The sequence below is a fragment of the Rhodoferax ferrireducens T118 genome (assembly GCF_000013605.1).
GTDB lineage: Bacteria > Pseudomonadota > Gammaproteobacteria > Burkholderiales > Burkholderiaceae_C > Rhodoferax > Rhodoferax ferrireducens.
Genome location: NC_007908.1, coordinates 1,490,718 through 1,513,844 on the forward strand (window position 1 = coordinate 1,490,718; position 23,127 = coordinate 1,513,844).

At 59.9% G+C, this 23,127-nt stretch carries 26 protein-coding genes; 18 read left to right on the forward strand and 8 right to left on the reverse strand.

The genetic code is table 11. The annotated features are described in order from the left end of the window. Window positions 1–20: 20 nt before the first annotated feature. From ruvX to RFER_RS23400, 6 genes are all read left to right on the forward strand, one after another. Window positions 21–470 (forward strand): Holliday junction resolvase RuvX, encoded by a 450-nt coding sequence (gene ruvX / locus RFER_RS06935; RefSeq protein ID WP_049765620.1) that lies wholly within the window; start codon window positions 21–23, stop codon window positions 468–470. Continuing rightward, window positions 470–967, forward strand: coding sequence for a bifunctional pyr operon transcriptional regulator/uracil phosphoribosyltransferase PyrR (pyrR, locus tag RFER_RS06940; protein ID WP_011463681.1), 498 nt, complete (start codon window positions 470–472; stop codon window positions 965–967). Before ruvX ends, pyrR begins: the two co-directional genes overlap by 1 nt. Before the next feature lie 3 nt (window positions 968–970). Further along, window positions 971–1,933, forward strand: a complete 963-nt coding sequence (locus RFER_RS06945) for an aspartate carbamoyltransferase catalytic subunit (RefSeq protein WP_011463682.1) — start codon at window positions 971–973, stop codon at window positions 1,931–1,933. 1 nt (window position 1,934) lies between these two features. Beyond that, a complete protein-coding gene (locus tag RFER_RS06950; protein ID WP_011463683.1) occupies window positions 1,935–3,242 on the forward strand; it encodes a dihydroorotase in 1,308 nt (435 codons plus the stop codon). A 126-nt stretch (window positions 3,243–3,368) separates the two neighbouring features. Further along, window positions 3,369–5,423, forward strand: coding sequence for an elongation factor G (gene fusA / locus RFER_RS06955; protein ID WP_011463684.1), 2,055 nt, complete (start codon window positions 3,369–3,371; stop codon window positions 5,421–5,423). Window positions 5,424–5,530: 107 nt separating this feature from the next. Continuing rightward, a complete protein-coding gene (locus RFER_RS23400) occupies window positions 5,531–5,716 on the forward strand; it encodes a type I 3-dehydroquinate dehydratase (RefSeq protein ID WP_318667890.1) in 186 nt (61 codons plus the stop codon). Between the two features lie 29 nt (window positions 5,717–5,745). On the opposite strand, the gene RFER_RS24845 is transcribed toward RFER_RS23400, so the two are convergent. Beyond that, window positions 5,746–6,876, reverse strand: coding sequence for a beta/gamma crystallin-related protein (locus RFER_RS24845; RefSeq protein ID WP_011463685.1), 1,131 nt, complete (start codon window positions 6,874–6,876; stop codon window positions 5,746–5,748). Between the two features lie 445 nt (window positions 6,877–7,321). On the opposite strand from RFER_RS24845, the gene yegQ reads away from it, so the two are divergent. The 4 genes from yegQ (at window position 7,322) to ylqF (ending at window position 10,835) form a co-directional block, all read left to right on the forward strand. Next, window positions 7,322–8,680 carry a tRNA 5-hydroxyuridine modification protein YegQ gene (yegQ, locus tag RFER_RS06965; RefSeq protein WP_011463686.1) on the forward strand — a complete coding sequence of 453 codons (1,359 nt, stop codon included), beginning with the start codon at window positions 7,322–7,324 and terminating at the stop codon, window positions 8,678–8,680. A 9-nt stretch (window positions 8,681–8,689) separates the two neighbouring features. Beyond that, window positions 8,690–9,115 carry an alternative ribosome rescue aminoacyl-tRNA hydrolase ArfB gene (arfB, locus tag RFER_RS06970; protein ID WP_011463687.1) on the forward strand — a complete coding sequence of 142 codons (426 nt, stop codon included), beginning with the start codon at window positions 8,690–8,692 and terminating at the stop codon, window positions 9,113–9,115. Between the two features lie 125 nt (window positions 9,116–9,240). Beyond that, complete coding sequence (locus RFER_RS06975) at window positions 9,241–9,831, forward strand: NAD(P)H-dependent oxidoreductase (protein WP_011463688.1); 591 nt, start codon at window positions 9,241–9,243, stop codon at window positions 9,829–9,831. Between the two features lie 53 nt (window positions 9,832–9,884). Further along, window positions 9,885–10,835: a ribosome biogenesis GTPase YlqF gene (gene ylqF, locus RFER_RS06980; RefSeq protein WP_011463689.1), complete on the forward strand. Its 951-nt coding sequence runs from the start codon at window positions 9,885–9,887 to the stop codon at window positions 10,833–10,835. On the opposite strand, the gene RFER_RS06985 is transcribed toward ylqF, so the two are convergent. Further along, on the reverse strand, window positions 10,830–11,123 hold the full coding sequence (locus RFER_RS06985) for a 2Fe-2S iron-sulfur cluster-binding protein (RefSeq protein ID WP_011463690.1): 294 nt from the start codon (window positions 11,121–11,123) through the stop codon (window positions 10,830–10,832). The two genes, ylqF and RFER_RS06985, sit on opposite strands and share 6 nt — an antisense overlap. Window positions 11,124–11,221: 98 nt before the next feature. Here RFER_RS06985 and RFER_RS06990 point away from each other — a divergent pair, with 98 nt between their 5' ends. After that, entirely contained in the window at window positions 11,222–12,148 is a 927-nt protein-coding gene (locus RFER_RS06990) for a DHH family phosphoesterase (RefSeq protein WP_011463691.1), read from the forward strand. A gap of 37 nt (window positions 12,149–12,185) precedes the next feature. On the opposite strand, the gene RFER_RS06995 is transcribed toward RFER_RS06990, so the two are convergent. From RFER_RS06995 to RFER_RS07005, 3 genes are all read right to left on the reverse strand, one after another. Continuing rightward, the gene (locus RFER_RS06995; RefSeq protein ID WP_011463692.1) at window positions 12,186–13,565 is read right to left on the reverse strand and encodes a ribulose-bisphosphate carboxylase; all 1,380 of its coding nucleotides are present in this window, start codon (window positions 13,563–13,565) and stop codon (window positions 12,186–12,188) included. 111 nt (window positions 13,566–13,676) lie between these two features. Continuing rightward, window positions 13,677–14,555, reverse strand: a complete 879-nt coding sequence (locus RFER_RS07000) for a phosphoribulokinase (protein WP_011463693.1) — start codon at window positions 14,553–14,555, stop codon at window positions 13,677–13,679. Between the two features lie 81 nt (window positions 14,556–14,636). Continuing rightward, window positions 14,637–15,731 (reverse strand): class 1 fructose-bisphosphatase, encoded by a 1,095-nt coding sequence (locus RFER_RS07005; RefSeq protein WP_011463694.1) that lies wholly within the window; start codon window positions 15,729–15,731, stop codon window positions 14,637–14,639. A 310-nt stretch (window positions 15,732–16,041) separates the two neighbouring features. Here RFER_RS07005 and RFER_RS07010 point away from each other — a divergent pair, with 310 nt between their 5' ends. Together RFER_RS07010 and RFER_RS07015 are read left to right on the forward strand one after the other, a co-directional pair. Further along, window positions 16,042–16,953, forward strand: a complete 912-nt coding sequence (locus RFER_RS07010; protein WP_244095823.1) for a LysR family transcriptional regulator — start codon at window positions 16,042–16,044, stop codon at window positions 16,951–16,953. Between the two features lie 350 nt (window positions 16,954–17,303). Then, window positions 17,304–17,546 (forward strand): hypothetical protein, encoded by a 243-nt coding sequence (locus tag RFER_RS07015; protein WP_041790331.1) that lies wholly within the window; start codon window positions 17,304–17,306, stop codon window positions 17,544–17,546. A gap of 56 nt (window positions 17,547–17,602) precedes the next feature. On the opposite strand, the gene RFER_RS07020 is transcribed toward RFER_RS07015, so the two are convergent. After that, window positions 17,603–17,947 (reverse strand): HPF/RaiA family ribosome-associated protein, encoded by a 345-nt coding sequence (locus RFER_RS07020; RefSeq protein WP_011463697.1) that lies wholly within the window; start codon window positions 17,945–17,947, stop codon window positions 17,603–17,605. A gap of 131 nt (window positions 17,948–18,078) precedes the next feature. On the opposite strand from RFER_RS07020, the gene RFER_RS07025 reads away from it, so the two are divergent. The 3 genes from RFER_RS07025 to RFER_RS07035 all read left to right on the forward strand — a co-directional run bounded on the left by RFER_RS07025 (window position 18,079) and on the right by RFER_RS07035 (window position 21,159). After that, window positions 18,079–19,407 (forward strand): cation:proton antiporter, encoded by a 1,329-nt coding sequence (locus RFER_RS07025; protein ID WP_011463698.1) that lies wholly within the window; start codon window positions 18,079–18,081, stop codon window positions 19,405–19,407. An 81-nt stretch (window positions 19,408–19,488) separates the two neighbouring features. Continuing rightward, on the forward strand, window positions 19,489–20,136 hold the full coding sequence (locus RFER_RS07030; RefSeq protein ID WP_011463699.1) for a DUF47 domain-containing protein: 648 nt from the start codon (window positions 19,489–19,491) through the stop codon (window positions 20,134–20,136). Between the two features lie 12 nt (window positions 20,137–20,148). Further along, on the forward strand, window positions 20,149–21,159 hold the full coding sequence (locus tag RFER_RS07035) for an inorganic phosphate transporter (protein ID WP_011463700.1): 1,011 nt from the start codon (window positions 20,149–20,151) through the stop codon (window positions 21,157–21,159). Between the two features lie 19 nt (window positions 21,160–21,178). Here the strand turns inward: RFER_RS07035 and RFER_RS07040 are convergent, their stop codons facing one another. Both RFER_RS07040 and RFER_RS07045 read right to left on the reverse strand, forming a co-directional pair. Further along, window positions 21,179–21,625 (reverse strand): TM2 domain-containing protein, encoded by a 447-nt coding sequence (locus RFER_RS07040; RefSeq protein WP_011463701.1) that lies wholly within the window; start codon window positions 21,623–21,625, stop codon window positions 21,179–21,181. A 9-nt stretch (window positions 21,626–21,634) separates the two neighbouring features. Then, a complete protein-coding gene (locus RFER_RS07045) occupies window positions 21,635–22,159 on the reverse strand; it encodes a GNAT family N-acetyltransferase (protein WP_011463702.1) in 525 nt (174 codons plus the stop codon). A gap of 133 nt (window positions 22,160–22,292) precedes the next feature. Between RFER_RS07045 and rpsP the strand changes: the two genes are divergently transcribed. Together rpsP and rimM are read left to right on the forward strand one after the other, a co-directional pair. Continuing rightward, window positions 22,293–22,544 carry a 30S ribosomal protein S16 gene (gene rpsP, locus RFER_RS07050; RefSeq protein WP_011463703.1) on the forward strand — a complete coding sequence of 84 codons (252 nt, stop codon included), beginning with the start codon at window positions 22,293–22,295 and terminating at the stop codon, window positions 22,542–22,544. A 10-nt stretch (window positions 22,545–22,554) separates the two neighbouring features. Further along, a complete protein-coding gene (rimM, locus tag RFER_RS07055; protein WP_011463704.1) occupies window positions 22,555–23,118 on the forward strand; it encodes a ribosome maturation factor RimM in 564 nt (187 codons plus the stop codon). Window positions 23,119–23,127 lie beyond the last annotated feature (9 nt).

A 23,127-nucleotide genomic window follows, 5' to 3' on the forward strand; every position in this document is an offset into this window, starting at 1 on the left:
TGCCATTGCCGTTACAGCCCATGCCGGAACCCTTGATCAAACCCCTGGCTGACGCGGCTCCCGGAGAAAACCCGGTGCACGTCGCGGCGAACCTGCAAACTTTTCTGGCCCTTGACTTCGGTCTGAAGCGTACCGGCTTTGCCGTCGGCAATCGCCTGTTGCGTACCGCCCAACCGCAGGGCACGATTGCCGCTGAAGGCGATGCGCGCTTTGTCAAAATTGCCCTGCAACTCAAGGAATGGCAGCCCGATGCACTGGTGGTCGGCGTGCCCTTTCACCCGGACGGCGCCGCGCACGAGAACACCTTGCGGGCGCGGCGCTTTGCGCGCCAGTTGCAGGGGCGCTTCAAACTGCCGGTGTTTGAAGTTGATGAGCGTTACACGACGACGGAAGCGCTGGGGCGGGGGGCTCGTGACGCCGATGCGATGGCCGCCTGCATTATTCTGGAACAATTTTTAAGGAGTATTTGATGAGCATATTGGCGCTGGACGCTGAAGGCCTGTACCTTGAGTTGTTGATGGGCGTGCGCGCCCTGTTTCGCCCCGGCATGCATTTGGTCGGAATCACTTCAGGCGGGGCATGGCTGGCCGAGCGTTTGCAGCGCGACCTGAGCTTGCCTGAGCCCCACGGTGTGATCTCATCGGCCCTGCACCGGGATGATTACGCCCGCCGCGGCATGACCGTTGCGGCGCAAACGCAAATTCCTTTTGATGTCAATAACGCCAGCATCATCCTGCTTGATGATGTGCTGTTCACCGGGCGCACCATTCGCGCGGTCATCAACGAGCTGTTTGACTTCGGTCGCCCGGCGATGGTGAAGTTGGCGGTTCTGGTGGACCGCGGCGGCCGGGAGCTGCCGATTCAGGCCGACGTGTGTGCGGCCCGCATCGTGTTGCCCGCGACCCAGTCATTGGCCTTGGCGCGCAGTGACGCCGGGGTGTTCAGTTTCAACGTGAAGGCGCGCTAGACCATGCTTTACAAACGCAACCTCCAGCTCAATAAAAATGGCGAGCTCATTCACCTGCTCTCGACCGAGGGCTTGCCCAAGAGCATCCTGACTCAGGTGCTCGACACCGCCACCAATTTCGTCAGCATCGGTGACCGCGAGGTCAAGAAAGTGCCGCTGCTGCGCGGCAAGAGTGTGTTCAACCTGTTTTTTGAGAACTCGACGCGCACCCGCACCACCTTCGAGATTGCTGCCAAGCGGCTCAGCGCCGACGTCATCAACCTCGATATTGCCAAGTCATCGGCCGTCAAGGGCGAGACACTGCTCGACACCATTGCCAACCTGAGCGCCATGGCCGCCGACCTGTTTGTGGTGCGCCACAGCGAATCGGGCGCGCCCTACCTGATTGCGCAACACGTGGCGCCGCATGTGCATGTGATCAATGCCGGTGACGGGCGCCATGCGCACCCGACGCAAGGCTTGCTCGACATGTACACCATCCGCCACTACAAAAAAGATTTTTCCAATCTCACGGTGGCCATCGTCGGCGACGTGTTGCACTCGCGCGTGGCGCGCTCCGACATTCACGCCCTCACCACGCTGGGCTGCCCTGAAGTGCGGGTGGTGGGGCCCAAGACCATCGTGCCGGGCGACATGGCGCCCATGGGTGTGCGCGTTTGCCACACACTCGAAGAAGGCATCAAGGGCGCTGACGTGATCATCATGCTGCGTCTGCAAAACGAGCGCATGAGCGGCGCGCTGCTGCCCTCCAGCCAGGAGTTTTTCAAGAGCTTTGGCTTGACGCCGGAGAAACTGCAACTGGCCCGGCCCGATGCCATCGTGATGCACCCGGGGCCGATCAACCGGGGGGTGGAGATCGACTCGGCGGTGGCCGATGGCACACACAGCGTGATCCTGCCGCAGGTCACTTTTGGTATTGCCGTACGCATGGCCGCGATGAGCATCGTGGCAGGGAATGAGGCCTGATATGAAAACACTGACGAATATTCTGATCAAGGGCGGCCGGGTCATCGATCCGGCCAGTGGTTTTGATGAAATAGTGGATGTAGCCCTCGCCAATGGGACGGTTCTAGCTATTAAAAATATAGCTACTGATTTCCGGCCCGATCAAATCATGGATGCCACTGGCTGCATCGTGATGCCCGGTCTGGTGGACTTGGCGGTGCGCCTGCGCGAACCCGGCCATGAGCACGAAGGCATGCTCGAATCTGAAATGGCCGCAGCGATGGCCGGTGGCGTCACCAGCCTGGTGTGTCTGCCTGACACCGACCCGGTGCTCGATGAACCGGGCCTGGTCGAGATGCTGCGCTTTCGGGCCGAAAAGCTGAACCAGGCCCGGGTTTATCCGCTCGGTGCCTTGACCCGCAATCTGGCCGGTGAATCCTTGTCCGAGATGCAGGAACTGACCGAGGCCGGTTGTGTCGCCTTCAGCCAGGCCGAAGTGCCCTTGCCCAACACGCAAGTCATGCAACGCGCGTTTCAGTACGCCAGCACCTTCGGCTACGCCGTCTGGTTGCGCCCGCAGGATTTGTTTTTGGGGCAGGGCGTGGCCGCCAGCGGCGCCCTGGCGACCCGTCTGGGTCTGAGCGGCGTGCCGGTGGCCGCCGAAACCATTGCGCTGCACACCATTTTTGAGCTGATGCGCGCCACCGGCGCCCGCGTTCATTTGTGCCGCCTCAGCAGTGCCGCGGGCGTGGACTTGGTGCGTCAGGCCAAGCTCGACGGCCTGAAGGTGAGTTGCGACATCAGCATCAATTCGCTGCATCTGACCGATGCCGACATCGGTTACTTTGACAGCCGAGCCCGTCTCAACCCGCCCTTGCGCCAGCAGCGCGACCGCGACGCGCTGCGTGCCGGTTTGCTCGATGGCACCATTGACGCGCTGGTGTCCGATCACACGCCGGTGGACGAAGACGCCAAAACGCTGCCGTTTGCCGAGAGCGAGCCGGGTGCCACGGGTGTTGAGTTGCTGCTGAGTCTGGCACTCAAATGGAGCCAGGACAGTGGTGTTGATCTGGCGCGCGCCCTGGCCGTGGTGACCCAGGGGCCGGCCGCCGTCCTGGGCGCCTCGCTGGGCAAAAGACAAGCCAGTACCGGTCGCCTGCTGGCGGGTGGTGCGGCCGACCTGTGCGTGTTTGACCCGGCAGCGGCCTGGACGGTGCAGAGTGATACCTTGCGCAGCCAGGGCAAGTACACGCCGTTCTCGGGCTACGAGTTGCCGGGCCGGGTGCGTTGCACGATCATGGCCGGGCGGATTGCGTTCGAAAGGAAATAGGCAATTCAGAGATGCAGCCAATGACTGGACCCAAGTGTTCAGACAATGCGCCGCAGTTGACGAACAGCAAGTCAATTCATCCCGGGTTGCTTGAAACTTGGCGCCGCGCCACTTCAAGGGACTTTCATGAGCCAGAACCTCTCAAGCAAAATTCGCACGGTTGCCCTGGTCGGCCACGGTGCCGCCGGTAAAACCACCCTGGCTGAGAGCCTGTTGGCAGCCACCGGGGCCATCACCAGCCGGGGCTCGGTTGAGAAGGGCAATACCGTGTGTGATTTCGACCCGATCGAGAAGGAATTGGGCCACTCGCTGCAATCGTCCCTGGTCAGCTTCAAGACCGGCGGCGCCCAGGTTCACCTGATCGACACCCCCGGCTACCCCGACTTTGCAAGCCAGGCCATCAGCGCGCTGGCTGCCGTGGACACGGCACTGGTGGTCATCAACGCGCAAACCGGCATAGAGCTCTCGACCGAGCGTATGTTCACGCTGGCCGGTGAGCGGGGCCTGTGCCGCATGATCGTGGTTAACAAAATCGATGCCGACAATATCGACCTGCTGACCCTGGTGACGGACATTCGCGCGCGTTTTGGCAAGCAATGCCTGTTGCTGGAGCTGCCCTTGCACAACCGGCAGGAAGTGGTGGAACTGCTCGGTCACAACGAGGGCGAGAGTGACTTTGCCTCGGTGGCCGCTGCGCACCGCGACCTGATCGACCAGCTGATTGAAGAAGACGACAGCCTGCTGGCGCGCTACCTGGAAGACGGCCTTGAGCCCAGCCCGCAAGAATTGCACGCGCCCTTTGAGCGCGCGCTGCGCGCCGGCCATCTGATTCCGATCCTGTTTGTCTCGGCCAAGACCGGCGCCGGCGTGGCGCAACTGCTGGACGCACTGGCCAAACTGGCGCCGAGCCCGGCGGAGGGCAACCCGCCGCCGTTTTACCGCGGCGAGCCGGGCCAGCAGCCGCAAGCCTTTCTGGCCCAGCCCGATGATGAACTGCCGGTGCTGGCCCATGTTTTCAAGGTCGTGGTGGACCCCTTTATCGGCAAGCTCGGCGTGTTCCGGGTCCACCAGGGCACGGTTCGCAGGGACGCCGCTCTGTTTGTGGGGGCAGCAAAACGCTCGTTCAAGGTGACCCACCTGTACCGCCTGCAGGGCAAGGACTATCTGGAAGTGCCGGCGCTCATTCCCGGCGACATCGGGGCTGTCGCCAAGGTCGATGAGATCGAGTTTGACTGCGTGCTGCATGAGTCGCACGACCAGGACGCCATCCACCTCAAGCCCCTGCAATTTCCGCAGCCCATGCAGGGGCTGGCGGTGCAGCCCCGGCGCAAGGGGGACGAGCAGCGCCTGTTTGAAATTCTGTCCAAGCTGGCGCTGGAAGACCCCTGCTTCAAGATCGAGCGCCGTCCCGGCACCCATGAGACCGTGATTCGCGGCTTGGGTGAAATGCACCTGCGCACCAAGTTGTTGCGCATGCAGCAGCAGTACAAGCTGGAGCTTGACACCAGCGCGCCGCAAATTGCCTACCGCGAGACCATCACGGGCCCGGCCGAGGGCCATTGCCGCCATAAAAAACAAAGCGGCGGTGCCGGCCAGTTTGGTGAGGTGATGCTGCGCGTGGAGCCGCTGGCGCGCGGTGCTGGCTTCGAGTTCGTGGACCTGGTCAAGGGCGGTGCCATTCCGGGCGTGTTCATGGCGGCGGTGGAAAAAGGCGTGCGTCAGGCGCTGGCGGAAGGCGCGGTGGCCGGCTTTGCGTTGCATGATCTGCGCGTCACGGTGCTTGACGGCAAAACGCACGCCGTGGATGGCAAGGACGTCGCCTTTATGGCCGCCGGCCGCAAAGCCACCATCGATGCCGTGCTCAAAGCCAGGCCGATCGTGCTGGAGCCGCTGGTCGATATAGAAGTACTGGCGCCCGAGAGCAGCATGGGTGACCTCACGGGTGACCTGGCAGCCAAGCGCGGCCATGTCACGGGAACGCAGCCACGTTTGAGCGGCAACGTGGCCATCAGCGGACAGATTCCCTTGGTCGAGCTCGATGACTACCAGGGCCGCTTGAAGTCGCTCACCGGTGGCCAGGGTTCCTACAACATCACCTTTTCGCACTACGCACCGGTTCCCGGCGACACGCAGAAGCAACTCGCCGGCAAGTACAAGGCGGTCAGCCTGGACGACGAATAAGCCGCTGGCATGGCAGGCGAGCACTGATTTTTTGGCCCACAGGAAAACACTGACATGCAAACAGGCAAGCCCATTGAGCTGCACGGACAGGCCGTTGCCGGCGGCAAATTCCATTGAGCTGCATGTCGATGGGTCCGTATGGCTCCCTCACGCGTCTGTTTGGATGGACCTTCGGCTCGGCCCTGACTTTTGCGGTCGGTGCCAGCAGTTCAGCACCGGGTCAGGTGCCGATTGAAGACCTGAACACGGTGCTGGCAATTTTGCAGAAGTCGATGACGAGCAAATCATCCTAAATTGTGGATGCGTGAAGGCGAACAAGCGCTTACTTGCGCGGCTCACCCTGCGCGTTGACGGTCACGGTCGGGCCGGGGGGGGCGGTCATCTGGACGCGATGCTCCTGACCCCGGAAGTTGTAGGTGACGTCCCAGTACTGGGGTCTCTGGTTGGGTACGGTTTCGCAGCGCCGAACGTCCTGGGTTGCGGTCTGCGGTGTGCCGCCGTTGACGTTGGCGCCGATGGCGGCTCCAGCGATCGCGCCACCCGCAGTGGCGAGATCCTTGCCGGTTCCGCCGCCGACCTGGTGCCCGAGAATGCCACCCAGCAGGGCGCCGGCAATCGCGCCCGGGACGTTGGTATTGCTCTGGTTCTGGGCGACTTGCTCGCGATCGACCCAGCAGCGCTGCTCAGGCGTGCCCATCACTGCACGCACGGAGGTGACGTTGGCTTCAAACAGCCGTTCGTCGCGGCGCGGACGGAAATCGGGGGCAGCCACTGGCTCCGGCGCCGCAACGGGTGCGGGCGCATAACGACGGTCATTGCCGCGCGCGTTGTCGTCCAGGATTCGCACTGACGAGATGCGGTCGTTCAAGCCCATGGCTCTGAGTGAGCCATAACTGCCCTGGCGCAAAACCACGCAGCGACCCTGGAACCGGACATCGTCGCAAACCTCCCAGCCCTCGCCCACCACCACCGCCGATGAGGCGCGGTCATTGAAGCCAAAGCGGTCAAAGTTGTTGATCTGCCTCTCCGTGGTGAAAGACTGGCCGCCGAAACCCTCATTTTCATAGAAGGTAATCTGCGCGTTTGCCGGCGCAGCCACTGGCGCGGGCGCATAGCGCTGGTCATCAATGCGGGCGTTGCGGCTCACGGCGCGCACCGATGAGATGCGGTTATTCAAGCCCATCGCATCGAGTGACGGGTACTGGCCTGGGCGCAACACGACACAGCGACCGTTGAAGCGCGCGTCTTCGCACACCTCCCAGCGCTCACCGGCCACTACCGCCGACGAGGCGCGGTCGTTGAATCCCCTGCGAGCCAGGTTATCCACCGTCCTTGAGGTGGTGAACGATTGGCCTTGAAAACCATTCTGTTCGTAAAAAGTAACCTGCGCTGACGCTTGCGCGGCCATGGCCACGGCGGTTACTGCCAATGCGTTTTTCAATAATGCGTTCATTCGTTGTTCCTGTAGATAGTTATGGTGGGTTGCCCATCCTCACCGACGTGCTGCTGGCCTCCAGAAGACAAGTAACACAGCCGCAACTGTCGTCTCCCTTCCAGGTGGCGTCTGTGCGGCAGCCAACATAAGCCGGGAAACCCATGGGTCGACCTGATCTGCTATTTTTTAAATAGCTGCTTGCCTATAATTGACGGGGGCTAGGGCTGAAATTGACTTGTTAGTCAGCGACCGGCGCGGCCGCTTCTTCGACGCCCATATTGACGCCTGCCGATTGGCCTTGTCATGACGAGAACTGCGGCAGAACCGATAATCAGCGACCCGTGACGCGTTGTCACCCTCTTTCTTCAAGACGGAATCCATTGATGTCAATTGTCCCCATCACCCTGTTTCTCACGCCCAAGCCAGCGGGCACGCGGCCTGTCGGCCTGGCCGGAGTCCGGGCATGAGCTTGAAAAAACCTGAGCTGCTGGCGCCGGCAGGGTCGCTGACCATGCTGGAGACTGCTTTTGCCTTTGGCGCCACGGCCATCTACGCGGGCCAGCCGCGCTACAGCTTGCGCGTGCGCAACAATGACTTTGGCGCCATCGAGGTGCTGCAGCAGGGCATCGAGCGGGCGCATGGGCTGGGCAACAAGTTCTATCTGGTGTCCAACATCTTCCCGCATGGCAACAAAATCAAGAGCTATGTGCAAAACATGGCGCCGGTGATTGCGCTCAAGCCCGACGCCATGATCATGTCCGACCCCGGTCTGATCATGATGGTGCGCGAGACCTGGCCCGAGATGGAAATTCACCTCTCGGTGCAGGCCAACACGGTCAATGCCGCCGCCGTGCGCTTCTGGAAGAGCGTCGGTGTCAGCCGGGTGATCCTGTCGCGTGAGTTATCGCTGGATCAGGTGGAGCAAATCCGCCAGGACTGCCCGGACACCGAGCTTGAAGTGTTTGTGCACGGGGCGCTGTGTATTGCTTATTCGGGGCGCTGTCTGTTGTCGGGTTACTTCAACCACCGCGATGCCAACCAGGGCAGTTGCACCAACTCCTGCCGCTGGGATTACAAAACCTTGCCCGGCGTGGTCGATGCCTGCGGCGACATTCTGGCACCCCAGGCTGCTACGGAGCGTGAGCAGGAGCAGGCCCAACGCGGCGCGGCCCCGGATCAGGTTTACGTGATCGAAGAAGGCCAGCGCCCCGGCAGCTACATGCCGATTGAAGAAGACGAGCACGGCACCTACGTCATGAACTCCAAGGACTTGCGCGCCATCGAGCATGTCAAGCGCCTGGTCGAGATCGGCGTCGATTCGCTCAAGATCGAGGGCCGCACCAAAAGCCCGTATTACGTGGCGCGCACGGTGCAGAGTTATGCCCGGGCGATTGACGACGCCGTGGCGGGGCGCGAGCTGGACCCCGCCTTGCTCGGTCAGCTTGAAGGGCTGGCCAACCGGGGTTACACCTCGGGCTTTTTCCAGCGCCACACGCCGGAGTCCACGCAAAATTACCTGCGCGGTTATTCCGAGTCGGGACGCAGCCTGTATGTGGGCGATGTGGCGCTGTTTGACCAGGCGCGTGGGCTGGCGCAAGTGATTGTGAAGAACCGTTTTGCGGTGGGTGACTGGCTGGAGATCATCCACCCGGGCGGCAACTCTGATCTGCAACTCGAGCGCATGGAGAATGCCGACGGGCAAGCCGTGACGGTGGCACCCGGCAGTGGCCACGTCGTCTGGTTGCCCTTGCCCGCGCATGCGGTCGGCGCCTTCGTGGCGCGCTACGTGGCGGCGCCGGAATCTGAAGCCGCGAGCGCCTGAGAGAGCGTCATGACCAAACCTGCCGCCTCGCCCCTGCTGCAAATCAACGAAGCCGAGGTTGAACTCTCGGCCATCCGGGCACAAGGGGCGGGCGGGCAAAACGTCAACAAGGTGTCCAGCGCGATTCATCTGCGCTTTGACATTGCGGCCTCCTCCCTGCCGCAGGACGTCAAAGAGCGCTTGCTCGCGCTGCATGACAGCCGCATCACCAAGGACGGTGTGCTGGTGATCAAGGCGCAGCAACAGCGCACGCAGGAGATGAACCGGCTGGACGCCTTGATGCGCTTGCATGAATTGGTCAACAGTGTGGCGCTGGCGCCCAAGACCCGCCGCGCCACCAAGCCCAGCTACGCATCGAAGCAAAGGCTGCGCGTCGCCAAGAGCCAGCGTGCCGAGATCAAGGCCTTGCGCGGCCGGGTTGACGCGCAATCCTGACCGGGCGAGGCGCTGTTCAACGGCGCTGTGGCCGATGCGCGATTTTTCGCGCGCCCGCGTTGCGCAACATCAAGTCCCCTTGCCAGCAGCGTTTCTATGCTGTCCATTTATCCAAGGAGGTCAACATGGACGCACGACGTATTGTCCTGATTCAAGGTCACCCTGACGCCTTGATGCCTCATCTGGGCCACGCGCTGGAAGACGCTTATGCCCAGGGCGCCGAGACCGGGGGGCACGAGGTGCGCCGGGTGGCCGTGGCGCAACTCGATTTCCCGCTGCTGCGCAGCGAGGAGGCCTGGAAGGATGGTGCCTTGCCAGCGGCGCTGGCACAGGCGCAGACCGACATTGCCTGGGCCCAGCATATCGTGCTGTTCTTCCCGCTCTGGCTGGGCGACATGCCGGCCCTGCTCAAGGGCTTTCTGGAGCAGGTGGCGCGGCCTGGTTTTGCGTTCCAGCCGCAAGGGGACAACCTGTTCGCCAGGAAGGGCTTGAGCGGGCGTTCCGCCCGGGTGGTGGTCACCATGGGCATGCCGGCCTTGCTGTACCGGTGGTACTTTCGGGCCCACAGCGTCAAGAATCTGGAACGCAACATACTGGGCTTTGTCGGTATTGCCCCGGTCAACGAGACCTTGATCGGCATGGTGGACAAGCTGGGTGACGCGGGCGTGCAGAAGTGGACGGACAAGCTGCGCCAACTGGGCGCCGCCGCGCAATAGGACAATAGCGGGTTCGGCGAGCCCGCCTGAATCGGCAAAAGGAAGAAAAGAGAATGGCAATCCAGTGGTTTCCGGGTCATATGCATTTGACCCACAAAGCGATTCAGGAACGGATCAAGAACATCGATGTGGTGATTGAGCTGCTGGACGCGCGCCTGCCAGGGTCGAGCGCCAACCCGATGCTGGCCGAGCTCACGGCGGGCAAGCCAGCGCTCAAAGTCTTGAACAAACAAGACCTGGCCGACCCTGCCCGCACGGCCTTGTGGCTGGCGCATTACAACGCTCAGCCGGGCACCCGGGCGATTGGGCTGGATGCCAGCGTTACTGCGCCCGCCAAGGCGCTGATCAAGGAGTGTTTTGCGCTGGCCCCCAGTCGCGGTGGCATGGTCAAGCCGATGCGGGTGCTGATTTGTGGCATCCCCAATGTGGGCAAGTCCACGTTGATCAACACCCTGACCGGCAAACGCGCCACCAAGACCGGCGATGAGGCGGGCATCACCAAGCTGGAGCAGCGCATTTCGCTGGCCGATGATTTTTACCTGTATGACACACCCGGCATGTTGTGGCCGCGCATCATCGTGGCCAAGAGCGGCTACAACCTGGCCGCCAGCGGCGCCATCGGTCGCAACGCGTTCAACGAGGAAGAGGTGGCGCTGGAACTGCTGGCTTACCTGAAAGTGCATTACGCCCCCTTGCTGGCGGCGCGCTACAAGCTTGACGTGGTGGACAGCCTGCAAGACGAGGAATTGCTGGAGGCGATTGGCCGCAAGCGCGGCGCGCTGCAGAGTGGCAAGGGGGTTAATCTGCAAAAAGCGGGCGAGATTGTGATTTACGACTTTCGTGCCGCCGCACTGGGTCGCATCACGCTGGAAACCCCGCAGGAATTTGCGCAGTGGCTGGCCGAGGGGCAAAAGCTCGATGCCGCGCGCCAGGTCAAGAAGGATGCGATTGAACTCGACCGCAAGATTCGGTTCAAGCAGATTGCGCGTCCGGCTTCTTCATGAATCCCGGCGCAAGGTCAAATCCGAACATGGAAATGCGACACAGGGCAGCACATAGCCTTCGAGTTTTTCCTCGGCACTCAGACCCGGCCATTCGATCTCGTAGCGCACCCGGCCCTGCACCAGTTGGCCGATGCAGGTGCGGCAGGTGCCGTTGCGGCAGGAGCTGGGCCAGTCCAGGCCGCCTTGCTCCAGCGACAGCAGCAGCGGTTGATTTGACCAGGCGTCAAACTGCTGCCCGCTTGGTGCGACACTGGCGATGAAAAATGGGGGTGCTTCGGTACTGCTCATTTTTGCATTATATTTGCATTAAATCCGGCTGTAGCCCCCGTATCTACTGCTTAACTAGCTATAAGATAAATAGCATATTTCAATAACTCCGATTGTCCATGAAAACTATTCTTCCCCTGAGTCTCCTGGTTAAACCCGAGCTCAACGACCCGCAGCCGCTTGTTCTTTACCATGGCCGCAACTGCCCCGACGGTTTCGCGGCGGCGCTGGCAGCCTGGCTGTATTACGCGGGTCAGGCCGAATTTCTGGGGCTTGACCATGGCGACATCAAGTCGATCACCGACCTGCCCGCGCTTGACGGTCGTGCTGTTTATATCCTCGACTTTTCCTTCTCCCCTCAGATCACGCGCCAGATCGAAGAGCGCGCCGCCAAGCTGGTGATGCTCGATCACCACAAGAGCGCCGCTGACAAGCTGACGGGTTTTGCCTGCCGCTGCGGCGTGGTGCATTTCGACATGCACAAGTCCGGCGCGCGCCTGGCCTGGGAGTTCTTTCACCCCGAGCAGGCCGTGCCCGACCTGGTGCGTTTTGTTGAGGACCGCGACATCTGGGTCTGGCAATACCCCGAGAGTGCCGGTTTCCTGGCGGCATTGGACATGGAACCGTTCGAGTTTGAGCGCTGGCGCGATATTGCGGCGTTTGATGCGGCGCAGCTGGCCAGCTACGTGGAGCGCGGCCGCGCCATGGACGAGAAGTTCAGCAAGCTGGCCTTGGACATCGCCGAGGGCGCGCAGCCCATCAGCTTCAATGGTCAGCGCGGGCTGATGGTCAATGCGCCCGGCATTTTTCACAGTCTGGTGGGTGAAATTTTGAGCAAGAAAAGTGGCACGTTTGCCTTGATGTGGAGCGTCGACAAGAGCGGTCTGGTCAAGGCGGGCCTGCGCTCGCAACGCGGCTTCAGTTGCATTCCCCTGGCTGAAAGCATGGACGGCGGTGGCCACGCGCAGGCTTGCGGCTTCAAGATGACACTGGATCGGCTGCCCGAGCTGCTGAGCGGCAGGCTTGACGCCCTGGTAACGCAATAGGACACACTTCTGGCGGCAGGCCGGCCGCTCGTTGGCGTCAGGCGCCGACGCCCAACTTGTCGCGCCAGCCCGCAAACAGCCGATCCGCGTCTTGCGGGAAGGATTCAAAAGCGCGGGCAAATTCCCGGTGCTCTTTGGCCCATTCAATCGGGTCGGCACCGGCCTTCCAGCATTCGTAGGCCTGGCGCAGAGAAACCGCACCAGCGGCGGGTGAGTCAAGGTGACCGTAAGAGCCGCCGCCTGCGGTGTTGATGATGTTGCCGTGGCCCAGGTTGTCAAAGAAGCCCGGCAGGCGCAGCGCGTTCATGCCGCCCGAGACGATCGGCGTGGTCGGCTTGATGCCGTACCACTTCTGGAAATAAACCGGCCCCTGGCACTCGTCGCGCTCAATCATGTAGGCCATCACCCGGTCGTCGCCCGCGCCTTCCATCTTGCCGTGCCCCATGGTGCCGACGTGGATGCCCGAGGCGCCCTGCAGGCGGCTCATCTTGGCCAGCACCAAGGCGGTGTAGCCGCGCTTGGATGAGGGCGATGTCACCATGCCGTGGCCGCCCCGGTGGTAGTGCAGGTATTGGTTGGGGTACTGGCGCCGAGCAGTGGTGACCATGCCGGGGCCGCCGACAAAACCATCGACCAGAAACGCCAGTTTGTCGGCGTCGGCGCCAAAGGTTTCCAGCGCAAAGTCAGCGCGGGCACACATTTCAAAATGGTCGTCGGCCGTGATGTTCATCGAGAACAGCTTGGCCTGGCCGGTTTCGTCCTGGGCGCGCTTGAGCGCGTCATACACCAGCGGCAAGGTCTTTTTGATCGGCGAAAACACCTGGTTGCCTTGCGGCTCGTCGTTTTTGATGAAGTCGCCCCCCAGCCAGAATTGGTAAGCCGCCTGGGCAAACGGTTCGGGGCGTAGACCGAGTTTGGGTTTGATGATGGTACCGACAATAAAGCCGCCGTCTTTGACCGGGCGGCCCAAAATGCGCCACAAATCGCTGATGTCTTTGGCCGGTCCGTCAAACATCTGGATGACGCGCTCGGGCACGTAAAAATCGATCATTTTGGCGTGCTTGATGTCACCCATGCCCTGGTTGTTGCCAACAGCCAGCGTCAGGAAGGACACCAGCATGAAGCGCCCGTCGGTGATGTTGCGGTCAAACAGCGCCAGCGGGTAGGCAATGCGCATGTCCTCGGTGGCCTCATTGACGTAGTACACCAGCGCGTCCACATCTCTGGTGAAATCGTCGGTGGTGCACACCTCCACGTTGGTGCCGGTCGAGGACTCGGCGGCAAAGTGGGCCGCGGCCTCCAGATAATTCAGCCCGTCTTTGGGGGCCATTTTGTAGGCGCACAGAATGTGCTGGCCCCCTGCAATGAGGGCGGCTTCCTGGAGGCTTAGGTCAGCGTAGCGCTTGGATTGGTCCATGTGAAATCTCCGGTGGTGGGTGCTAATGGCTTGGACTATGGGCAAGGAAATTCATCATGAAAATTCAAATAAATTGTCTGGTTGATCAGCTATTCATGATGAATGAGCGGTTCAGCTGGTCACCTTTTTTTGCCGTTCCATCATTCGCCAGACAAAAGGCGTGAAGATCAGCTGCATGGCCAGTTCCATCTTGCCGCCGGGCACCACGATGGTGTTGGCGCGGCTCATGAAACTGTCGTCAATCATGCTGCGCAGGTACTGGAAATCGATGCCCTTGGGGTTGGCGAAACGGATCACCACCATGCTCTCGTCGGCGCTCGGAATGTCACGCGCAATGAACGGGTTGGAGGTGTCGACCATTGGCACGCGCTGGAAGTTGACATGAGTGTGCATGAACTGCGGGCAGATGTAGTTCACGTAATCGGGCATGCGCCGCAGGATCGTGTCGGTGACTGCCTCCAGGCTGTAGCCGCGCTGTTTCTTGTCGCGCCAGAGCTTCTGAATCCACTCCAGGTTGATCACCGGCACTACACCAATCAGCAAATCGGGGTGCTGCGCGATGTTGACCTCGGGCGTAACCACGGCACCGTGCAGGCCTTCGTAAAACAGCAGGTCGGTGCCGCTCGGCACGTCTTCCCAGGGGGTGAAGGTGCCAGGCTCCTGCTTGTAGGGCGTGGCTTCTTCCGCGTCGTGCAGGTATTTGCGGCGCTTGCCAAGGCCGGTTTCGCCGTAGGCCCGAAACAGCTCGGCCAGCTCGGCAAACAGGTTGTTTTCGGGGCCAAAGTGGCTGAAGTTTTTGTTGCCCGCGGCTTCGGCTGCGGCTGCCTGGGCCTTCATGGCCTGGCGGTCAAAGCGGTGAAAGCTGTCGCCCTCAACCACAGCGGCCGTGATTTTTTCACGCCGAAAAATATTCTCGAAGGTGCGGGTCACCGAGGTGGTGCCGGCACCGCTGGAGCCGGTAATGGCGATGATGGGATGGCGTATCGACATGGCGGGTTCTCCCCCTTTGGATAAAAATTTATATGAAATAGGGCTCTAGCCCACGCTGAATAAGCGTGAGTAGCTATCAAATTAAGACCTGAACAAGCTGCGCTCGGCAAACAGCGGGTTGCTGGGTTCGGCCTGAACCGGCTCGGCGTGGTAGCGCTCAATGCGCTCTACCTCATTTTTGGAGCCAAACACCAGGCCGATGCGCTGGTGCAGCGAGGTCGGCTGCACGTCCAGCATGGGCAACTCACCGGTCGAAGCCCGTCCACCCGCCTGCTCCATGAGCATGCCCACCGGGTTGGCTTCGTACAGCAGACGCAGGCGGCCTGGTTTGGCGGGGTCCTTGTTGTCGCGCGGGTACATAAAGACGCCGCCGCGCATCAGGATGCGGTGCGCCTCGGCCACCATGCTGGCAATCCAGCGCATATTGAAGTCTTTGCCGCGCGGCCCGGTTTGGCCCGCCAGGCATTCGTCCACATAGCGTTTGACGGGCGCCTGCCAAAACCGGCTGTTGGAGGCGTTGATGGCGAACTCGTGGGTTTCCGGCGGAATCTGCATCTTGGGGTGCGTCAGCATGAATTCACCCAGATTGGGGTCGAGTGTGAAACCATTGACACCGTTACCCACGGTCAGGACCAGCAGGGTGGACGGACCATACACCGCATAGCCGGCGGCCACTTGCTGGCGCCCGGCCTGTAAAAAGTCGGCCTCGTTCAGGTCGCGGCCGCTGTCGAGCGCATCTTGCGGCGCCCGCAAGACCGAGAAGATGCTGCCGACGCAGACGTTGACGTCGATATTGCTGGAGCCGTCCAGCGGATCAAACACCAGCATGTATTTGCCGCGCGGGTACTGCTGCGGAATCTGATACGGCAGTTCCATTTCTTCAGATGCCATGCCGGCTAGATTGCCCGCCCATTCGGTGCGCCGAATGAAGACCTCGTTGCTCAGCACATCGAGCTTTTTTTGTGTCTCGCCCTGCACGTTGACGCTGCCACCGGTCTCGGCGGCGTGGTTGCCCATGGCGCCGCCCAACTCGCCCAAGGCCACCGCGCGGGCAATGGCCCTGCACGCCAGCGCGACGTCCAGAATCAGCGCATTGAAGTCGCCACTGGCGTTGGGGAAGCGGCGGCGCTCCTCGATCAGGAATTGGGTCAGGGTGGATCGGTAGGTCAAGGGCATGGCAGTTCCTTCAGAGCAATGGAGCGGGATTTCCGTATGTACAAGGTCTGCTGCCACACGCAGTCCAATCCCATCTCGGCATACACCCGATCGAATGCGTTGCAGTGCGCGCTCTTGGTATTGGCCATGGTGCCATCGACAAAAGCCAGGGCTTGCAGGGCAGGGGGTTGACATCGGGTTTCTCCATCAGGTCGGCGCAAGGTGCATGCCTATCGCTTGTGACGGATTTACTTTAAACACCTTAATCCATAAAATCTAATCACGTTTTGTTAATAAGTCATCAGATAAAACTGATGAAAAAAGTATGTCCATGCGCCCCTATACCCTGAAGCAACTGCAAACCTTTATGGAGGTGGCCAAGCAGCGCTCGGTCTCCAAGGCGGCCGAGCGCTTGTTTGTCACTCAGCCGGCCGTATCCATGCAAATCCGCCAGTTGGAGGACGCTTTTGGCGTGCCCTTGATCGAGCCGCTGGGCCGCAACATCCAGTTGACGCATGCGGGTGAGGTGTTTTTAACCCACGCCCAGGCGGCCATGGGGCAGCTCAAAAATCTGGAGGCCTTGATGGCCGAGCATGTGGGTTTGAAAAAAGGCCGTATCGACCTGGCGGTGGTCAGTACTGCCAAGTACTTTGTGCCGATGTTGCTGGTGCGCTTCAAGCAGTTGTTTCAAGGCGTTGAGGTTCATCTCAGCATTGACAACCGGGAGAATGTGCTGGGCCTGTTGGCACGCAACGAGGTTGACCTGGTGATGATGGGCCGCGCCCCGGCCCATCTGGACTGCGTTGCGACCGCTTTTGCCAGCAATCCGCTGGCGATCCTGGCGGCGCCCGAACACGCCCTGGTGCGGCGCAAGAACTTGCCATTTACCGTGCTGGCTGAGCATGCCTTTGTGGTGCGCGAAGAGGGCTCGGGCACCCGCGCCGCGATGGAGCGACTGTTTGCCGCCAACAAAACTGCGCTGAACAAGGTGATGGAAATGCCCAGCAACGAGACCATCAAACAAGCGGTCATGGCGGGCATGGGTCTGAGCTTTTTGTCCTTGCGCACCGTGCGCCATGAATTGGCCAGCGGTCACATCGCGCTCGTGGATATTGAGGGCCTGCCCTGGATGGGCGACTGGTATCTCACGCATCTGAGCAGCAAAAAACTGTCACCAGCGGCCCGGGCCTTCAAGGAATTTTTGCTTGAGCAAGGTGCCAGCCTGATGGACGCCTGGAGCTGAATCGAGCGCCGGGTCAACGCAAGCGCGAAAATGGTTTGGGATATCAGTTGCTGTTATTTCAAGCCAAATGCCAATTCTTTAAATTGGGGTCAGTTTTCTGCTGAGCAAATATTGTGTGTGAAAGGCTTGCCGCGTGCGCTACACGACAGCATTCATTGCTTGGCCGATGTCTTCAGGCGCAGACATCCGGCATCAAATTTTCACTCTATAATATGTCGCTAAGTAAAAAGAGCTCGAGTCATTTTTACTTGGTCCTTGCAGTTTTCTGCATTGACAATTTCCGGAAATTGTTTCGTCAACTTATTAGGTAATTTTTAAAATGAATAAATCGCTCGTTTTGGCCGCTGTAATTGCTGCTGCTGCTTTGGTCGCTTGTGGCAAAAAAGAAGAAGCTCCCGCACCTGCTGCAGCTCCTGCACCTGCCGTCGTTGAAACCGCCCCTGCTGCTGCTGCCGCTGCTGCCACCGACGCGGCTGCTGCCGCCACTGGTGCAGCATCTGCTGCCACCGGTGCAGCATCCGCTGCTGTCGACGCAGTCAAGGCTGCTGAAGAAGCTCCGAAGAAGTAAGCTGAATCTTTCTGCTTTGAGCTAAAAAAACCACCGTCAGGTGGTTTTTTTTTGGTCTGTGCCCATGTGTTGCCTGTCCGATCAGTTCTGATTAAGTGGCTCGGGCAGGGCGGCTGGGCGCGCCGCTCGTCCGAGGGTGCTGTCAATTAATCGTGACAATTTCTCGGTCGCGCCGGTCACTGTCAGGTACAGGCTTGGTGCGTTGTGCGTCACCGCCAGGGGTTGTCGGCCTTGCACGCGAGCTTCCATCACGCAGCGTTTGTCATCCGGTCCACTCTTGTGGCCGTTTTCGTCGCTCAGGTGGACCTCCACCCTTGTCACACTGGCGCTGAAACGACTCAAGCCACTTTTGACCTCACCAGTAGCCCATGCCGCCAGCGCCTCGTGACCTTCAATGTGATGGTCGGTATTGATTTGAATTTGCATGCGTGCATTATTCATCCTGGCCTGGTGGCCGGGCGTAGGACAGGTCCCGGTTTCCTTGCCTTTGGCGTGGTTTTGCGGCAGGATGGCTCGTTCCCGAACTAAACACATGCGAATGAATCAGCACCCTCTCAATGACTAACGCCTACTGGTTTGCGTTGATCGGCGGCCTATTGCTTGTCAGGGGTCTCACGCCGACCCTGCTTAAGCGCTCGCCGGTCACGGCCGCGATGTTTTATCTGGCGGTGGGTTTGCTGGTGGGGCCTAGCGTATTCAATCTATTTCACTTCAATCCACTCAAGGAATCAGCGCTGCTGGAGGTTTTGACTGAAGTCGCGGTCTTGATCTCCCTGTTTTCTGCGGGCGTCAAAATGCCGGTGCCGTTCAGCTTTTCGCGCTGGCGCGCGCCGCTTTTACTGGCGACCGTGTCGATGAGTATGACGGTGGCATTGGTTGCTGCCTTTGCCTTCTACATGCTGGACTTGCCCCTGGGTGCAGGCGTGCTGCTGGGCGCGATCCTGGCACCGACGGATCCGGTGTTGGCCACCGATGTGCAAAGCCGTCACCCTGGCGACCGCGACCAGCTGCGTTTTACTCTGACCTGCGAGGCGGGCATGAACGACGGCAGTGCGTTCCCCTTTGTGATGCTGGGGCTGGGTATGCTGGGCCTGCATGAACTCGGCGATTTCAACCTGCGCTGGGTCGTGGTCGATGTGCTGTGGGCTATCGCAGGTGGCATTGCGATTGGTGTCGTGGCGGGGGTGGCGCTGGCGCGCCTGGGCTGGAAATTGCGTCGTGCGCCGCATCAACATGAGTTGATGGATGACTTCCTCGGCCTCGGGCTGATTGGCGTCGTTTATGGCTTGTCTGTGATGCTGAACGCCTGGGGCTTTCTGGCCGTTTTCTTTGCGGCCGTCGCCTTGCGTCAAACTGAGCTGAAGCTGGCCAAAGCAGCGCAGCATGCCACGGACGAGGGTCAGGTTCCGAATGAATCCGATGCAAAGACAGGCCAAAGAAACCCTTCAATTCCTGACCTTGAGCCGCTGCCCACGGTGAGCGAAGGATCACTGGTATTCAAGGAGCATCTGGAGCGGTTGTCGGAAGTGGTGCTGGTTCTATTGGTCGGTGGCACATTGTTTTTGAACTCGTGGAGCTGGGAAGCGGTTGGAGTGGCATTGTTTTTGTTTCTGGTGGCGCGCCCGGTCAGTGTTCTGCTTGGTCTGTTGGGTACGCGTACCACCTGGCCGGTACGCGGCATGATCGGCTGGTTCGGTGTGCGCGGCATCGGCTCGCTCTACTATTTGATGTATGCCATTCAACACGGCTTGCCCGAGCCACTGGCTCTGCACTTGATTCAACTGACACTGGTTGTTGTGACGCTGTCCATTCTTTTGCACGGTATCAGCGTCAAGCCGTTGATGGGGCATTTCTGGAAGCGCCAGGCACATCGATCATCGCCTTAGCAGGTACCACCGGGGCGGCGGTTAAACTCCCGCCTGTCATCGAAACGTCATCTGACTGATAAATTTCCCCTGGAGTAAGCGATGCTGTTTGCCAAGTTATTGCCTCGTGAAGGCAATTTTTTTGAAATGTTTAACCAGCATGCTGACCGAATCGTGGAGGCGGCCCACGCGTTTTCCAAACTGGTGGCCAATTACAGTGACCCGCACTTGCGCCAGAAATTCAATCAGGACGTTGATATCGCTGAACGCGCGGCCGACCGCGTCACGCACGAAGTCAACAAAGGCATTCACAAGACATTCATCACGCCGATTGATCGCGAGCAAATTCATTGTTTGATCAACACCATGGACGATATCGCCGACCTGATCCAGGACTCGGCTGAAACCATGGCTCTGTACGACGTGCACCATATGACTGACGATATCGTGCGTCTGACCGACGTCAGCGTGAAATGCTGCGAGCGGGTACGCGACGCCGTGAAACTATTGGCCAGGATTGCCGACCCGGCAACAGCGGAGGCAGCCCTGAAGACCTGCGAAGAGATCGACCAGTTGGAGTCGGACGCCGACCGCATCATGCGCAGTGCCATGAGCAAACTCTTTCGGGAAGAGCCGGACGTGCGGGAATTGATCAAGCTCAAGGCGATCTATGAATTGCTGGAGACGATCACCGACAAATGCGAAGACGTTGCCAACGTCATCGAGGGCATCGTCCTCGAGAATTCCTGAGGCCGATCCGTCATGGCATCGGTTCAGGTGGGGTTGTGGGTCGTGATATTGCTGGTGGTACTGGCCGTGGTGTTCGATTTCATGAACGGATTTCACGACGCTGCCAATTCAATTGCGACGGTAGTGTCCACCGGCGTGCTCAAGCCGGGGCAGGCGGTGCTTTTTGCGGCATTTTTCAATTTTGTTGCCATTTTTGTTTTCCAATTCAGCGTTGCTGCCACGATCGGCAAAGGGTTGGCGCAACCGGGCGTGGTGGACGTGCATATTGTCTTTGGTGCGCTTATCGGGGCCATCAGCTGGAATTTCATTACCTGGTATTTCGGTATTCCCAGTAGTTCGTCCCACGCTCTGATCGGTGGCATTGTGGGTGCTGTCATGGTCAAAGCCGGTGCTTCGTCTTTGGTGTTTGCCAGCGTGATGAAGACCGTGCTGTTCATATTTGTGTCGCCTTTGATGGGTTTTTTGCTTGGATCGCTCATGCTGATTGCGGTTTCATGGACTTTGCGCCTGAGTACGCCGAGTCGTGTTGATCGCTGGTTTCGTCGTCTCCAACTGGTGTCGGCCGGGGCTTACAGTCTGGGTCACGGCGGCAATGATGCGCAGAAGACCATCGGCATTGTCTGGATGCTGTTGATCGCCACTGGCTACACCGCGGTGGCAGACAAATCGCCACCGACCTGGGTGGTGTTGACTTGTTATTCGGCGATCGCCATGGGCACCATGTTTGGCGGCTGGCGTATTGTCAAGACGATGGGGCAGAGGCTTACCAAGCTCAAGCCGGTGCATGGGTTTTGTGCCGAAACAGGGGGCGCCATCACGCTTTTCATTGCGGCAATTCTGGGCATTCCAGTTTCGACCACGCACACCATCACCGGCGCTATCGTGGGTGTTGGCGCCACCCAGCGCGCCAGCGCTGTGCGCTGGGGTGTGGCAGGCAACATTATCTGGGCCTGGATTCTCACAATTCCGGCCACGGCGTTGGTAGCGGCTTTGGCCTATTGGCTTAGCCTGCAGATTTTTTAGAGTTCTAAAGCTGGAGATTTCACTGAGAAATCTTGTGCGCTTCCTCGATTTGGTATTCGAAATAGCGTTGAAAGCTGAACACCAGGCTGCTCATCAGTGCCGTGGTGCCCACCAGCAGGGCCAGGCTGATGACGCCAATGGTGAACCAGTTGGTGCGCCCGGGTGCCGCATCCTTTGATGCTGACGGATTGAAGCGGGCGTTCCACTTCTCAGGCGTCATCAAACCATAGACGATGGCGTTCAAGGCGCAACCGGCCATGGTGAAACCCAGCAAGGGTATCAAGACCCAGCTCCAGAGGTCGTCCAGACCGTTTTGCTGCACACGCTCAAGGCCATACAGGCCCAGTGCCGTGGGCACCGGTAGCAGCCAACCGAGCAGGTCGCCCTTGCCGTGTAAATAGAAACGGTGCAGGCCCAAGGGGCCGCCGACGAAGGCCAGCCAGGCGGCCACAGTTTTGTTTTTCATAAGGATTGATTATGTTTGCGGGGCGCGGGTAGCGCCCAGACCCAAGGCTTTGTCCATCATGACCACATCGAGCCACTGATCAAATTTCCAGCCGCATGATTTGAGCACGCCGACCATGGAAAACCCGGCAGACCGGTGCACGCCGATCGATCCGTGGTTGGCTGAGTCGCCGATGACCGCGATCAATTTTCGTACGCCTGCTTTTTCGGCCTGGGCCATCAGTTCCGCCAGCAACGCGCGTCCAAGGCCCTGTCCGATGGCTTCATCGGCCAGGTAGATCGAGTCCTCGGCCGAGAATCGATAGGCCGGGCGTGGCTTGAACCAGTTGCAGTAGGCAAAACCCATCACCTGATCGCCTTTTGCAGCAACCAGATACGGCAGACCCTTGGCCAGGACGTCAACGCGGCGCTGCGCCATGTCGTCTGGCGAGGGGGGATCAATCTCAAAGGTGCCGGTGCCGTGCAGCACATGGCGGGCATAAATGGCGGCGATGGCCGGGATGTCTTCAGTTTGGCTGGGGCGAATGAGTGTCATATAAATTGGAACGTTATAATGTGCGGCTATTCAGTGTGTCGCTGGCCGGGTGGCTATGTCGCGTGTCTCAAACGCTGAATTAGATACTGAATCAAACGATGGATGTCAAACTCCGTCTCCCAAAGGATAAATCATGGTCGTCATCCGACTCGCCCGTGGCGGTGCAAAAGCACGCCCGTTTTTCAATATTGTCGTCGCTGACAAGCGCACCCGTCGTGACGGCCGTTTCATCGAACGCCTGGGTTTTTACAACCCGATTGCGACTGCCAATGAAGAGAGCATCCGCATTGCACAGGACCGCCTGACCTACTGGCGCAGCGTTGGCGCTCAGGCCTCTCCCACGGTGGAACGCCTGATCAGTCAAGCGGCCAAAAAAGCGGCTTGATTTTATTGTGATGTTGCCTGGCCTTGAAGCCGCCGAATTGCCGGCGGATGCGATCGAAGTCGGGCGCATCGCGGATGCCTGGGGCATCAAAGGCTGGTTCAAAGTCCTGCCCTACAGCGCCGATCCCGAGGCGCTTTTTTCTGCCCGGCGCTGGTTTCTGCTGCCAGCCGAAAAAGGTGCAAAAACTTTCTCTGGTGTGGCCCAACTGGCGATCAAGGAAGCCAAGGTGCATTCAGACACCGTGGTCGCGTCAGCCCAAGCAGTGGATGACCGCACTGCCGCTGAGGCTTTGCGCGGGGCGCGTATTTTTGTGGCCCGCTCCAGTTTCCCAAGCGCAGAAAAAGACGAATATTACTGGGTTGACCTGATTGGGCTGAACGTGGTCAATCGCGAGGGTGTGGCAATGGGCACGGTGAAAGAATTACTCTCGACCGGGGCTCAGACCGTGCTGGTGCTGGAGTACTCGCAAGATGGCAAGGCGCAGGAGCGGATGATTCCTTTTGTCTCGGTTTATATCGACGAGGTCGATTTGCCCGGTCATCGCATTCTGGTGGATTGGCAAGCGGACTTCTAAGCGTTGCCC